The following is a 15,385-nucleotide window of genomic DNA, read 5'->3' on the forward strand; positions in this document are numbered from 1 at the left end:
GATTCAAGTCTCTTTGTCAACTTTTAAGCAATAATCTGCCCGAGTTGACCGATGTCGGCCGATGTTTGAAATAAAGCTCCAAATTGTCGCCGATTGCCTCGACAATACCTTCTACCAGCAATGTATCATTATCGCCGGTGCGGTCGCTGTACACCGCGACATCGCGCCCCAGAATCAACGAACGTTCACGATAGAAACGCAACAGCGATCGATAACCATCTTCGAGAAGAATGTGGTAGCCCCCCGCAATTGCTCCGATAAGATTTTGTAATACAATAGCTTGACTTGTGTCTGCGGACGCTGATACAAAATCGTGCAATGATGCGGTACGCGGCACGAACAGATTCGGTTTCACAGTCGGCGTGGTACCGACATTGAGTCCGATGCCAAGGATGGCGTTGGTGACCGTGTCTCCCTCGGTCAGGCAATGCGCCAGCACGCCGCAGATTTTAGCGTTATCGATAAGGATATCATTGACCCATTTGATGCCCGCTCTGCCCCGGAGATCATCCACTCGGTCGATAGCTTGAACCACCGCTACCGCCGCCAGGATCATAAAGCCAACACCAAAATTCTCAATCGGACGATTAGGTGCGAAATGAACGCATAAATAGATATTGCCGGGGGGAGAAACCCAGGAGCGGCCTTTGAATCCGTGGAAACCCGCCCCCTCACCCGCCAGACAGAGGGTCATATCCGGCAACGCAACATTTGCGCGCGCCAGCTCGATCAGGATGTCATAATGTGAACGTCCGGCCGACTCGACCAGCAACAGCCGATCAAAAAGGCCGTTGGTTTCACCGTATAATAGATCGATATTGTCCGTGTAAACAGCATTGATCAACTCGGAAGGAAGGTTACCGATATTCTGCTTGTCGGTTTTTGTCCATTCCAACACAGTCGGTGTTATTGTCCGGCTGAAATCGATGCTGTCGGTAATGATCTTCATCTCATCAACGATCCCTTGGCACGTCTCGGGGAGACGTGCCCTACAATGTCAGGTTGCAAGCAACCTGACCCACGCCCGGTGCCCCACCCCTCAGGTGGAAATTTTCGTGGGCGGCAGACGTCTCGGTGCCCCACCCCTCGGGTGGGATATCCGGAACAAAACCAACCGTCCGCGTTACGTCTCCCCTGCGAAAGCAGGGGTCCATCTTCATTCTTGTGGGCGGCAGACCTCCCGGTCTGCCCCATATCGCAATTCCCAGACACGTCTCGGGGAGACATGCCCCACGGCTGGATACCGGCCTCCGCCGGTATGACATCACCAAGGGATGTCCCAGATACTGAGCCTTGTAGGTCGGGTTCCGGAGCGAGTGCGGGCGAAGCCCCACGAGCATAGAAACCCGACACCTTACATCATCGACTGATCCCGTTCCTCTTCGGCAGGTCTCGGAGAGAGAGACCTGCCCTACGATGTCAGGTTGCAAGCAACCTGACCTACGTAAGATGGATTCACGCCCTCGCGGGAATGACATCTCGGCACGGACAATCGTAATGTAAACTACATTCTCCCCTGCGTTCGCGCAACCTATCTGGTTGATTGACATACATGGCCACAAGTCGTTATCTTCCGGCCATGGAACCATCGCATCGACAAGAACTGATCGATTACCTTAAGAAAATGTTCGGACGCCCGATCAGGGATAAGGTCGTGCGCTCGATCACTGCCAATCCTCCCTTTCACGGCCTTCCGACAATCCATATCGCGGTGGGACAATACTGCTCCGGTATGGAGCCGGGAGCGCCGACTGAAGAAATCCTGGCGATATTCGAGTCGGAGTCGTACCTGGTCGTTACCCCGACCCGGGGCAACGGCGAGGGCCTCCCTTACATCTTCCCGCGCAACACGATTGTGGATGTACAATACGAGGAGTAAAACCTACGTTGCCTTCTCATCCACCACTACCACCGCCGCGCCGTTGAACCGTCCGTGTCGGAGATCATCGAGCGCCTCGTTAGCCTTGGCCAGCGGATAGGCGGTCACTTCGGTCTTGACCGGCACTTTCGGCGCAAGCGCAAGGAACTCTTCGCCGTCGCGACGAGTCAGATTGGCCACCGATTTGATCGAACGTTCGCCCCAGAGAATCGAGTACGGAAATGACGGGATATCCGACATATAAATCCCGGCGCAGACCACGATCCCCCCTTTACGCACGGCTCGTAACGAAGCCGGGACCAGTTCCCCGACCGGGGCAAAAATAATGGTCGCATCAAGCTCGACCGGCGAGGGCTCATCCGAATAACCGGTCCAAACCGCGCCGAGATGACGCGCGAATTCTTTGGAGGAGTCATCACCGTGCCGTACGAAAGCATAAACCTCACGCCCCTGCCAGACACAAACCTGACTTAAAATATGGGCCGCTGCTCCGAAACCGTAGAAGCCGATCCGTTTGGCTTCTCCGGCCATACGCAGGGCGCGATACCCGATCAACCCGGCGCAGAGAAGCGGGGCAGCCTGCAGATCGGGGTAGCCCGAAGGAATCGGAAAAGCAAAACGGCGGTCGACAAGACAGTATTCGGCAAAACCGCCGTCTATTTGATAGCCGGTGTATTTGGATTTGTCGCAGAGATTCTCGTCACCGGCGCGACAGAAATCGCACGTTCCGCAACTACCGCCCAGCCAGGGAATACCTACTTTATCCCCCACGGCGAATTCATCCACCCCTTCGCCCATCTTGTCGACAATCCCGACAATCTGGTGTCCCGGGACGATCGGCAGTTTCGGTTCGGTCAACTCACCGTCGACTACATGCAGGTCGGTGCGACAGACACCGCAGACATTGACCTTTACCCGTACCTGTCCGGGCTCCGGCTCGGGAATCGGCAGGTTGGCCGGTTCCAGACGCTGTCCCGGTTCTTTCAATATCATAGCACGCATAGCGTCATCCTCATCCTTTGTTTCTGAATAACAAATCCTCGTTAAGTCCGCCTGGCAAGGGGTTTTTCTTTTCAGATTGGATTCGATTGTGTATTGTAGTGGCGATGGGTTCGGATAAAAGGCCGGGCTATGATTGAACTTCGGAAACGGGATAGTGATAATGGATCGTTTAACCAAGGTAGAATTCCTCCAGCGAATAGAACTGTTCAAAGACCTCGACAACGAGGAGCTGGAGTTGATCGTCCAACTTCTGGAATCGCGTCTTCTGGAAGCCAACCAACTTCTTTTCGAGCAACATGCACCGCGTCGCTTCCTGCACTTGATCGAGGACGGCAGCGTGGAATTGTTCACCACCACTGCCCTGGGAGAGGAAAAACGGCTGGCGACGTTCAGTCGGTTCGACTTCCTCGGCGAGGGTGTCCTCATGGACGACTACCCCCACTCAACATCGGCCCGGGCCGTGTTGCCGAGTCGCTTGCTGGTCCTTTCGCGCAAGCAGTTCGAACAACTCACCGCCGATTATCCGTCTATTGCCACCAAGTTACTCTCGCGCGTCGCTCGGGTCATTGCCCGGCGGATGCGCCAGGCCGCGACCCGCGTCGCCAGCGCCGGAGCACAGTATATCTCCGGGCGTACTCGCGAGGAACATGACCTGCTCGGTTATCGCGATGTTCCTCACGAATTCTATTACGGCGTGCAGACGTTGCGGGCCATGGAGAATTTTCCGATCAGCGGGATATCGCTGGCTCAGTTCCCGGACGTGATTAACGCCCTGGCGATGGTAAAAATTGCCGCCGCCGAGGCCAACCGCGACCTTCGCCTGCTGCCGGATGATATCGCCGATGCAATCGTCAAGGCCGGCACCAAGATCATCAACGGACAATTTCATACCCATTTCGTAGTCGACATGATCCAGGGCGGCGCCGGAACCTCGACCAACATGAACGCCAACGAGGTAATTGCCAACATCGCCCTCGAAATTCTCGGGCACGAGAAAGGCGAATACGAATACTGTCATCCCAACAACCACGTCAACCTGTCCCAATCCACTAACGACGCTTACCCCACGGCTCTCAAAATCGCTTTGATTAACGCCAATCGGAAGTTGCTTGAGGTTCTTAAGGATCTGGCCGAGTCATTCCGAGCCAAGGGCCGCGAGTTTGCCCGTGTGATAAAAATGGGCCGCACCCAGTTACAGGACGCCGTGCCGATGACCCTGGGACAGGAATTCGAATCCTGGGCCACGACCCTCGAGGAAGAAATCAACCGTCTGCAATTCAACGCGGATCTTTTCCTAGAAGTAAACATGGGAGGCACCGCCATCGGTACCGGCATCAACGCCGATCCCCGCTATTCGGCTCATGTGATAAGCCATCTGCGCAAAATCACCGGCCTCGAGGTCTCCCTGGCCAGAAACCTGGTCGAGGCAACTTCCGACACCGGCGCTTTCGTTATGTATTCATCGGCCACCAAGCGGTTGGCGGTCAAGCTCTCCAAAATATCGAACGATCTGCGATTGCTTTCCAGCGGACCCCGGGCCGGTATCAACGAGATTAATTTACCGGCGATGCAACCCGGTTCTTCGATTATGCCTGGTAAGGTCAATCCGGTTATACCGGAAGTCGTTAACCAGATCGCTTTCAAGGTGATCGGTAACGATCTCACCGTAACCCTCGCCGCCGAGGCGGGCCAGCTCGAACTGAACGTCATGGAACCGGTGATTGCCCAGTCTATTTTCGAGTCGATCGAGATGCTCCGAAACGGGATGATCACGCTCAAAAACCGCTGTGTCGACGGCATCACCGCCAACGAACAGCGCTGCCGCCGGATGGTCGAGAACAGTGTCGGTCTCGTAACGAACCTCTCGCCCGTGCTTGGATATGAGACATGTAGCTCACTCGCTAAAGAGGCGCTGGAAACGAACCGGTCGTTGTATGAACTCGTGCTCGAACGGGGACTGTTATCGAAAGAAAAACTCGATGAGTTGCTTTCCCCGGAGAATATGATCGGCCCCAACGGCTGAAGTCCGAGTATCCCCGAGCTTCTCACCCATGGACGGGCGGGATGTTGGTACGTGGAGGCAGACCTTCCGGTCTGCCTCCGTTTCTTTGTATAATTGTACCACGAAAAAAAAGTAATCCCGGCGGAGGGGACTGTTGAAAAGGCCGCACGCACACATGTTCAGCAAAACATGTCTGTAATGCGGGCAACACAAGGCTGCTCGCTATGCGAACACTCTCTCGTAGAGGATATCGCGTTTATTTGCAAAAATGGAACACAAAGTCATGCCTTTTATACATCATTTCCCACAAATCCCTTGACGATACCGTGTTACCCTCCCATAATAAGACTTACTTACTACCATAGCATTGTAAATTACAGACCCATAAGATTTATACAGGGACTATCATGAGCACTAGATTTCTCACCTTAGTACTGGTAACAGCATTACTATTCATACCATTCTGGGGCTGCGGTGACGACTCCGTATCTTCATCCAACGACGGCGGGGACGATAGCACAGTCGGCACCACGGTCGACACTGCCGGCGGCGTTTTCACCTTCGTAAGCGGAGCTGTGGGATTGAACTTTCCCCGGAACGCGGTCGATTCCGCGATAGAAGTCGCGGTCGAAGTCGAAAGTAGTTACCCGGCTGATGACGGTTATGTCCCGGGGTCCTGTTACGATTTCTCGCCTGACGGCCAGCAGTTTCTTACTCCGATCACCATATCCATCAAATACAGCGAGAGTAATCTTCCCTCCGGCGTCGACGAAAGCAGTCTTCGCCTGTGTAAGATTGTCAACAACGCCTGGTCACCGGTTGCCGGTTATTCCGTTTGTACCGACAGTAATTACGTAAGCGCACCGGTAAACAGTTTTTCCAGCTACGGCATTGTCGGTACCGTCAGCACCGGCGGCAACGTGTACGAGGGCGACTATGCCATCAAGGACAGCGCGACCCTGGCTGATTTCCAGGATTACACCTCAATTGACGGCGAACTCGAGATCTGGACCTGCGCTCCCGACACGGTCTCGCTTCCCAACCTATTGACGATTGACGGCACACTGTACATCAGGGACTACCCTTCCGTCGAACACAACATAGTCCATGTCAGCATACCAAACCTTAGCTCGATTGACTGTTTACTGAAGATAGAGGAATGTGATTCACTACGCATGGTCGCTCTGCCTTCGTTGGAGTCAGCCGGTTCGATCGTTATCCAGCGGAATCCGTCTCTGCAGAATGTCGATAGCCTGTTCTCACTCACAACCCTGAATCCCAGCGGTTACAGCAGCTACGGCAGTCTCTACATTTACGACAACGACTCCCTGACCAGCCTGCTCGGCCTTGGCGGCATATCCGGAGCGGCGTACGGTCTGACGATCAAATCGAACGCGTTGCTCACGAGCCTTGTCGGTCTGGAGGGAATTTCGAGCGCCAAATCCTTGACCATCTCTTATCAGAGCTTGTTGACCACGCTTGTCGGCCTGAACATCCGGTCGGTCGAAGAACATGCCATTATAAGAAACTGTGACGGTCTCGAGGACCTCCATGGTTTGGAAAACCTGCAAACGGTCGGCTGGAGTTTCGAGATCGAGGACTGTGGCGCACTGACCGACTTGACCGGATTGAGCATGTTGAGTTCGGTCGGCGGCTTCTTCATGATCGATAACAATTCGCTGGAGAGTCTCGACGGCCTCGGCACGCTTCAGATCGTTGACGGCAGCCTTCAAATCGAAAACTGCGACGAGTTGTCCGATATCTCGGCCCTGGAATTCGTTACTACCGTCGGCGCCAACCTGTACATCGAAAGTTGTGACTCATTAAGGAGTCTCGAGGGGCTAGACGCCGTCACCCATGTCGGCGGCAATCTCTATCTGCAATTGCTCCAACACCTGGACAATGTTGACGCTCTGGCTCAACTGGATTTCGTCGAAGGGAGTCTTCGCATCACCAACTGCTGGCGACTGACGAGTGTCGAGGGCCTCTGGGGCTTGCTTCCCAACTCGGCTACCGGCTATGTGCTGGAATCCGTGACCATTACCGACAACGCCATGGCAATGATTCCGACCGGCTTGTCCAACACCAAGGCCTGGGAGCTAGTTGACAAGATAGGTGGAGAGGACATGGTGCACTACACAGTCACGATCGAGAACAACTGATGCGATTTCACGGCAGGTCCAAAGATGGACTTGCCGTGCGATTAATCTACTCCGCTTCCTCAGAGGGCTTGAGGAATCGCACCAGCGCACCCCAGCGTTTGTCGACGACAAAACCGCGTGACATGTAAAATCTTCTCAGGAAGAAATGCGTCTTGACCACCCGCATACCCTGGTTGGCCATGCGGTTACAAAAATCTTCCACCAACGCCGAGCCGATTCCCCGCCCCATCACCGGCGGAGCGATCACTGAACCATCGAGGTGGACCACATCGTCTCCCTCAAAACGATAGCAAAGCCCGCCGACCAGTTGCTCCTGAGCATCGGCCACAACCAAAAACCGATCTCGCTCGGTGACGGTCTTGGGATAACCTTCTTTGAAAAATAACCGATAAAGCTGGCCAATCTCGGCCGGTTCGATCGGTTCGCGGAAGGTGTACACCTCGCCGTGTTGATCGGCATAACTGGTGCGTAGAATAACATGCTTATGCTCGGAATCGCCGACCGTCAGGATATCCATCTGACGCGTCTTCTGGGCTTTCGGGAAAATCAACTGGCTGAAAACTTGTCGATCGAAAAGATCTTCAATCGTCGATTGTAAATCAGACAACTCAATCAATTGAATTGCGGGGGTGGTCGTTTTCTTGAACATTTTGCGCAGGAGAGTATCGAAAGCCTCCCGAACATTGCCTTCGGCCTTGGCAAAATAAGTGTGTCGATAGAGATGATAGCGAGCAATCTCGGGAAGGCGATCCAGCCGATACAACCGTAACAGCTCGATAGTAATCTGCTCGCGGGCCTGAGGTGAGGCGCTTGGATTGATTTTATCCCATTCATGGTAACGATCAATCGCGTTTTGAAGCGGCAACGATACATAATAAACCGATGATAGCTTGATCAGGTAATCATCAAGCCTCTTGCAGAAGTTATCCTGATCGTGCGACAGCACCTCGCGGTGCAGGTCCTCGCGCAGTTGTGTCAAAAATTTCTGCCCTTCCTCCAGACCCAGCTTCTCCACACAGGCATCGAAAATCCAATCGGTATTCAGGATCGAGCGATACCAGGGATAATGCGCCTCGGTGCGACGGAAGAAATTCTGGACCATCGGACGGATCAGCGAAAGTGTATTCTCATAGGGCCGCCAGCCGGTTATCGACTGCACTGCCGCTCCCTGGCGAAAATCCTGTTCCGGCACCATGACATTTTCCGGAGTAACCGCACCCGTCACGATCCTCCGTCCGCTGACCAGCCAACCTTTGAAATACGTACCAAGCGCCTCGATGAAAAGTTTGCGCCAGCGGCCGCTCTGATGATCAGTGCGGTGTTCCTGCGATGACAACTCACGAATCTTCTCCCAAACGGTCAACTCGCCCTGATAAACCAGCGAGCGGGCATTCAATTCGAGACGACAGCATCCCAGGCGCGGCAGCACCGGAGAACCGTATGGATAGCTTGAGATTGACATCAACCAGTAGATCGTTTCGAGCACGCGGGCATCGGTGACATCTTCGTTGATGATCAACTGCAGATCGTAATGCTTGCCGCTTGAGGCGTTGACACTCACCCGATAGCGGAGATAATGACGCCGCGATATAATTCGCGATATCCAGATCCCCTTGTCGGGCACATCTCCCAGATCGAACTCGTGTTCATCGAACGCCAGAATGATCGACTCTTCGAGAAAACCGGTTCCTACCAGCACCTGGCGCAATACGTATTTCTCTGAGGCCGTGAGTTCTTCACCGAACTCTATTTTCGCATCCCAGACTTCTTCCGAGAAACTGGGGAGTTTTTTCAGCAGTTGTTTTTCGTAGTCGTGCGACAATTCGGCAAAACAGACCTCGGCAAAGGTGGCCAGTCTGGGATCGTCCTTATGAAGAATCCATCCGGCCAGTTCAGCGCGAGCGGTGTTGTAGTATTCCGGATGAACCCGCGCGAAGTTGGCCAGCAGAGCCAGCATGTGCTCGAATTGGTGGCGGGTTACCTCGGATGCCGGCCAGGTCAGTTGTGTGCGATAAGTATACATGCGCTGACGCAACGCCTGGAGGCGACGATGCTTCAAGTTCGATTGAGCCACCTCGCGGATCGAGTCCTCGTCGAGGAAAGCCAGTCCGGATTCAATGAATGAAGGCAACACCCGGCCGTAGTCGGGAGAAGGTTCATCCAGCAACAGCGTGCGATAAGCCAGCGATCTGATCTTGAATTCCGGATGATAAGCGAGGCCTTCGAGACGACGACGGATCACCCGCGCCACTCGCTCGTCCGACTCCTCCAGCGCTCGACCGAGATTGGTTACAGCCCATGAAGCCGATTCGACCGGCCCGAACTGCGCCTGGAGAATCAATTGGTTGACCACCGCCAGTTCCTGATCACGCACCGGTCGCGACGGGAGATTCAGGAGCGATTCTGCCGAAATCTCCGCACGATCGGGTATTTGCACCTGTCCGGAGAACGGCTCCGGCGGCAGGTCCCATCCTTCGCGACAGGGTCCGAACGCAATCAAAGAAGGATTTCCGATCCAGAGCAGCGGTTGTCGCGCCATGAGACCGAGATCAATCATCCGCCCCGTAAGCTCATAGCTGAGATCTCCGATAACCACCCGATTTTCAGCCGTCTTGGCCAGCCGCAGTCCGACCGGACGTCCTGCTGCGGTAAGCCCTTCGCTGTCGACAATGATGTCATCCTCCAGCACGCTGATGTCCCGGTGGAACCAGCGCGGAATACGAATCGTGTAACCCTGCCAGTACAGCTCAACATACTTGCTTTGATACAGCTCGCCGATCACCGTCTCGAAATTTTTCTCGATCACTTTCCGGCGGAACGAGCCTTTGGGGGTAAGTTCTTCCTTATCGACATCGAAATCGCGATCGAGTACGGCAAAATTAATCACCCGCTCGAACGGCGCCAGATCGGTGTTGGCATTGGTCACGATCTGATGATAATAGTCGCGCAGGGCAACCTGGTCCTGGAATCCAACCACCACCGGGTCCGCGAGATCGGGAACGATCAACAGCACGTTGAACTCGCGAGCATCCCCCACCAGAAACGACCTTTTGACTCCGGCTACTCCCTCGAGTTTCTTTTCGACTTTGCGTGGCGCAATCGTTTGTCCCCGACTGTTCTTGTAGATATCCTTGAGGCGATCGACAATTTCATAATGGCCGTTTTCCAGCCGATGGAAAAGGTCTCCGGTCGCAATCCAGGGCTCATCCTCCGGTTTCGGATCGATCGGTATCGTCCCTCCCACCGGAGCATCGTCGTAATAACGAGCGATATACGGCCCGGCTATGCTCAACTCCCCTTTTTTGCTCAGGCGTGCTTTGACTCCCGGCAGTGGGATGCCTATCGAGTTATCCGGAATATCGCCGGGGGGAGTCATGGTGATGCCGCCGGTCGCTTCGGTCATACCGAAACCGCTGCAGAGACTCACCCCATAACGATTGAAAAACTTGAACACGGCCGGAGCCAGATACCCGGCGGCAGAAAGCCCCCAGCGAAGGCGGCCTCCCACTACTTCACGGAAAAGATCGTTCTGCCCCTCGAGTGAGGTAGCCGAGGACATGTGTTGTTCGCATCGTTCGTGAATCTGAACCCAGCGGATAGGGACCGAGATCAAACCGGTCGGATTGACCTGTTTGAGCAGCGCCATGAGTGTTTCCGAAGACGGATTGCCGGGGAAGACATAAGTTCCACTCCAATAGATCGCCCCCATCATCTCGAAAAACCGCCCGAAAGTATGAAACAACGGCAGATAACAAAGAAGAACTTCATTGTCTCCCACTTGCGGTAATGCGGCGCTGCGCGCGAAACGCTTGGTAATCAGATTATAGAGCGAAAACGAAACACCCTTGGGACGACCGGTGCTGCCGGAAGTGAACATCACCGTGGCAACTTCATCGAGCGGTCGACGCCGGCGATTTTTGAGCAGTTCACGCCCCTCACTGGGAGCGACAGCCAGGGTGGCTTCGGTCAGCGACTGTGCCTCAGACATACCGGTGTTGGGTGTCATAGTCAGGATCTTGAAGCTATCGTTACATTTGGCGCGAGCCTTGAGCAGACGTTGATAACGTATCTCGCCGTCGGTTACGACGATGTTGATCTTCAGCAGATCGAACATCCAGGCCAGCGACTCCGGGTCGGTATGAACATTGATCGGCGTTACCAGAATATCATAGAACAAGCAGGCCAAATCGGTGCAGGCGCCGTCGACACAATTCTCCGAAAAAATCGCTACTCTTGGCTCGGGAGTGATATGATAAAGGGCCGAGGCAATCGAACGCAACCGATCGGCAATCAGCTTATAACTGAGCATAGCCGGAGGCTGGGTGGACATGTCCTGGAAAAGCGTATGATCCGGATGACGGCGCACCCGTTGTTCGAACATCTGAAGCGGTCCGTAATTCGAAGCGGCGATGGCTTTGAAAGTCGTTTCGGCCCAGCGATACCGCGCCTCACGTTCCGACAAACAATCGACAAAAACATGCCGCCCGGTAACATCGAGATAATAATGCCAGAGATCCGGATCGACCTGATCGGCTCCTTTGGCAATAAGACTTTCGGCCCGTGCTAGTATCTCGGCTGCTGCTTCCTTATGAGCCGCCTGATCGAGGGAATCATATTTATCCAGAAGCTCTCTGAGTTTGTCCATTTCGCTCCGTTCATGCCGCCTATATATCTTTCGTTCAATAATACACTATCGTATAAAAACAGACAATAAGAGGTGTGAATACGATTCAAAATAATAAATCCTTCGGACATCGCCCTTGTCCGTCGGACAATGAGTTGCTATTTCAGGATTTCCGGATTGGGATGTACGATGAACACGCTGCGAGCACTCATTAAGCAGGAATAGAGAGATGAAACGCGAAGCGGCGATAGTTTTATCTTCGCCGTGTGAAGAGTTCATTAATTAACGTCAGCACCGGGAGCGGCTTCCATAACTGGTTCTTTGACGTCAGTTTGTTTCCACCGCAACTACTCGTCCGCCGGATATCGCTGGTTGTTCCTCAAGAACAGTTGGACGGTCGGTTATTTGAAGGAAACAGAACTCTCCCAACTCAGTCGAAATTAGCGATGCCGTCGCCGATACTTTCTCCTTACGACTCCCCAGCGTCAGTTTGACCGCCAGGATGCGGTAATGACGTAACTTCTCCCATTGATCGGGCCAGTGCATGAGGTTCAGATCCGGGCTTAGATTCTCGACATCACTGATTCTGGCGGCGTCGACTTCCGGACCGAGCCGATCAAGCATTTTATCGCTCACGAACACGACCTGGCCGTCGGAATCGATCCAGGCTGCCGCCAGATTTGCCAGTTCCAGCGTTGTTCGCAGGTGCACCACCTGCTGTTGCAGCGAACGGTTGATCAGTCGCTGTGTCTGAAGTTCACCGCGAGTCATCTGAACATCCTGACGCAAGCGATCCATTTGTCCCTTAAGAGCACAGTCAATGTGCCCTCCGGCCGGACCGCGACATACGAATTTGGTATTCCACTCCTGCATAGCATCGTCGGCTACACGGTAAAGACCGGTCAGAGTGGCAACCGATTTCACCACATAGTTAATCGCGCCGAGTTTCAGGATCTCAACCGCTGCCTGTTCGGTTCCCTGACTGGTCATCACCACAACCGGCAAGCGATAGGCTATATCGGAACCGGACAAAAAATCAGTGGCGCGGCCATCGGGAAGCATCAGATCACAAATCACCAGATCGGGATTGAACTCGGTCAGGGATGATCTCGCCTGCGCCAGACTGGAGACTACTTCAACTTGAAAACGTTCGGATTGAACGGCAAATCCCTCAAGCGCCAGCGCAGCATGGGATTCTTCGTCTTCAATGAGCAGAATTTTAAGAATGCGGCTGGAACTTGCGCTCTGCCGCGAGTGAATTTCGTTCTCTGGTCCCCGATGGATTGCCAGCCGCCGGGGTATATCCGGATCGCTGTTATCGGTCGACATTTTCTAGCTCCCTTTGTCCTTAACCTAGTTATCGGTTACAACTAGTCAAACCTGAACAAACGTTCCGGCCCTACAGCTAACTGATTGTACTGCATTATGATGGCACGCAGAAAAAAGCTGTTGTCAGCGTTGTAAAAATTCAAGTGCGGCATCCATTTCGGAAGCGCGTCGGGACCAGGAGAATCGTCTCATTATCTCTGAGAGACGTGCGGCATTAAGCGGTAGGTTTATATCGTTGGTTTTGACTTCAGCCAATTGTTTCAGACGTTCGGTCAACTGTTCGCTTGAGCCATCATAAAGACAGAAGGCTCGCTCCGTTTCGGACAAATCAACCAGCAGTTCCGGATAAGCCAGTCGATTCGGTAGAAGCGGGATGCAACCGGCGGCGATTGCTTCCACCGCAGCGATCCCGAAAAATTCATGATTGGCGGTAGATACGAAAACATCCGATTCGGCCAGAATTTGTTCGTACTCCCGGCGTGATTCGATAAATCCCCAGTGATCAATGTGATCGGCCAGCTTCTCCCGGATTTGTTCAAACACCTCCGGCTGACTTTCGAACGTCTGCCCGATTACGTTGAGGCGGAAAGGTGTATCGGCCTTCCTGAGCCTCTCCATGGCTTGAAGAAAAAGAGCGGGGTTTTTGTCGTGTTCCCAGCGGGCGGCCCAGAGAATCCGCAACGGTCCGGGAATGCGTTTCGGCGGTGGATTGAGCGGTTCGATACCCGGCGACTGAATCGCTGCCCTGGTTTCAAGTTGTGCCACCGGTCTAGTCGGCTCACAGTCGGGCATGCGCCGTACGAACGCTGCGGCGGCATCGAGAAACACCCGTCGATGAAATTCCGAGTTGAACCAGATCGCATCGGCGGCGATACCACTTACGATGTTGGTAAAACCGAAATGAAAATCTTTCTCCGAAGAATTCGGGTCCGGATAGGTGAGTTGGTTTTCGTGGAAATACAGCAGGGTCGGGACCTGCTGTAACAACGGCGGCAGGAGACCTTTGAGTTCGGCTAAATTGATCATGTCGGTGCAGAAAATCAGGTCGAACTTGGCGCCCTGATCGACTAGATGCGCTGCTTGTTCGGCCAGTGTGATGGCAGCATGGCGCATGCGCCATTTCCATTTCGTGGCCGGAAGCGTGAGCAGGGTGAAGTTGTGTTGGCTGTGTTTGATCCAGCCGTCGATAAAGGCCTGATGGCTCCCCCCGTAGTACGGCTCAAAGGCAAGGAGGTTCATAGGAGCTATCTACTACTCGCCTTCCGCCCTTTGATAGCGTAGAACAACGGTGGCATGACTGCCCAGAACTCGTCCCGATCTAGCTGTTCCCTGGCCACGCAGCGAATCTCCTCCACGATTTCACGATACCGCCGGAATTCTTCAGGATCACCGCCGCCCGCCTCGAACTCCGCCTCCATCTCGGCCAGCTCCTCCTCATGGTGTTCCCTTCCCATGTGCTGCCGAATGTTCTTAATTCGATGTTGCTGTTCCTCTCCCTCGTACGGCGGGATAACCATCCCCACCCGATCACAGTTGCGAATGCCGATATCGGTCAAGCCAAGTTGCGACATTATAAGAGGGATTTTCGACCCAATTTGAAGATCTCCCTTGCTGAGTTTTTTTCGTCCCTCGTAGGTCAAAAAGGAAATCTTACGCAAGAACAGCTTTACCTCGAGCGGTTGCTCCGGGAAGGAGTTGTTCCCCTCTATCAGCATATTCGAGAGATTGTCCGGTTCGAAACAGATTATCAACCCGCCCGGCTTCACGATCCGGATCATCTCCTTCAGCGCCCGCTCCGGTTCGGGCAGATGCATCAACAAAGTCTGACAAGCGGCCACATCGACCGACTCATCCGCCAACGGTAGCGAGCAGGCATCGGCTTTCATGAATCGAGCCGTGCCGCCGATTGCCCAGTCTTTCGAGATTTCCTCGGCCTCATGCAGAAGAGTCTCGTTGTTGTCGATACCGAGATACTCCCCGCCTTGTCCGAAGAATTTGAAATAAGTCAATCCGATATAGCCAAGACCGCAACCAATGTCCGCCAATATCATGCCGGGGCTCAACTCGAACCAGGCGGCCAGCTTTTCAACCGAATCCTCCGGCCACATGAACTTGCGCTGCTGGATCAGTGCCTCACGATGGCGTCCCTTCGACCATTCGATTTTGTCCTGTTTGTCCTCGGCCATACTTTCTCCTCTCAACCACTCTCACTAAGGGATTGTTGAAAAACCTCTTCTACGACGGAGACAAGCCTCGCCGTTACGCGTTAAAGAACCTTAATCTCGCGTAGCAGGCGGCCTTGAGTCGCCCGCATTACAGTTGTGTCTTACTGAATGACCAGGTGTATGACTTCTTCAACAAGCCCCTATGTTCCGGGTCAATCCGGA

At 53.9% G+C, this 15,385-nt stretch carries 9 protein-coding genes; 3 read left to right on the forward strand and 6 right to left on the reverse strand.

What is annotated here, in order from left to right; genetic code table 11:
- Positions 1–16 precede the first annotated feature (16 nt).
- Positions 17–949, reverse strand: coding sequence for a biotin--[acetyl-CoA-carboxylase] ligase (locus tag PLF13_02760; GenBank protein HOP06190.1), 933 nt, complete (start codon positions 947–949; stop codon positions 17–19).
- A gap of 603 nt (positions 950–1,552) precedes the next feature.
- On the opposite strand from PLF13_02760, the gene PLF13_02765 reads away from it, so the two are divergent.
- On the forward strand, positions 1,553–1,879 hold the full coding sequence (locus PLF13_02765; protein ID HOP06191.1) for a hypothetical protein: 327 nt from the start codon (positions 1,553–1,555) through the stop codon (positions 1,877–1,879).
- A gap of 3 nt (positions 1,880–1,882) precedes the next feature.
- Here PLF13_02765 and PLF13_02770 read toward each other — a convergent pair whose 3' ends face one another.
- Complete coding sequence (locus PLF13_02770; protein ID HOP06192.1) at positions 1,883–2,881, reverse strand: zinc-dependent alcohol dehydrogenase family protein; 999 nt, start codon at positions 2,879–2,881, stop codon at positions 1,883–1,885.
- A gap of 160 nt (positions 2,882–3,041) precedes the next feature.
- On the opposite strand from PLF13_02770, the gene aspA reads away from it, so the two are divergent.
- Together aspA and PLF13_02780 are read left to right on the forward strand one after the other, a co-directional pair.
- Entirely contained in the window at positions 3,042–4,904 is a 1,863-nt protein-coding gene (aspA, locus tag PLF13_02775; protein HOP06193.1) for an aspartate ammonia-lyase, read from the forward strand.
- 386 nt (positions 4,905–5,290) lie between these two features.
- Entirely contained in the window at positions 5,291–7,045 is a 1,755-nt protein-coding gene (locus PLF13_02780; protein HOP06194.1) for a hypothetical protein, read from the forward strand.
- A gap of 46 nt (positions 7,046–7,091) precedes the next feature.
- Here PLF13_02780 and PLF13_02785 read toward each other — a convergent pair whose 3' ends face one another.
- The 4 genes from PLF13_02785 to PLF13_02800 all read right to left on the reverse strand — a co-directional run bounded on the left by PLF13_02785 (position 7,092) and on the right by PLF13_02800 (position 15,184).
- Complete coding sequence (locus tag PLF13_02785) at positions 7,092–11,690, reverse strand: GNAT family N-acetyltransferase (protein HOP06195.1); 4,599 nt, start codon at positions 11,688–11,690, stop codon at positions 7,092–7,094.
- A gap of 306 nt (positions 11,691–11,996) precedes the next feature.
- A complete protein-coding gene (locus PLF13_02790) occupies positions 11,997–12,998 on the reverse strand; it encodes a response regulator (protein ID HOP06196.1) in 1,002 nt (333 codons plus the stop codon).
- 123 nt (positions 12,999–13,121) lie between these two features.
- Positions 13,122–14,237 (reverse strand): DUF3524 domain-containing protein, encoded by a 1,116-nt coding sequence (locus PLF13_02795; protein HOP06197.1) that lies wholly within the window; start codon positions 14,235–14,237, stop codon positions 13,122–13,124.
- 5 nt (positions 14,238–14,242) lie between these two features.
- Positions 14,243–15,184 carry a methyltransferase domain-containing protein gene (locus PLF13_02800; protein ID HOP06198.1) on the reverse strand — a complete coding sequence of 314 codons (942 nt, stop codon included), beginning with the start codon at positions 15,182–15,184 and terminating at the stop codon, positions 14,243–14,245.
- Positions 15,185–15,385: the final 201 nt, after the last annotated feature.

Source organism: Candidatus Zixiibacteriota bacterium, assembly GCA_035380245.1.
Lineage (GTDB): Bacteria > Zixibacteria > MSB-5A5 > GN15 > FEB-12 > DAOSXA01.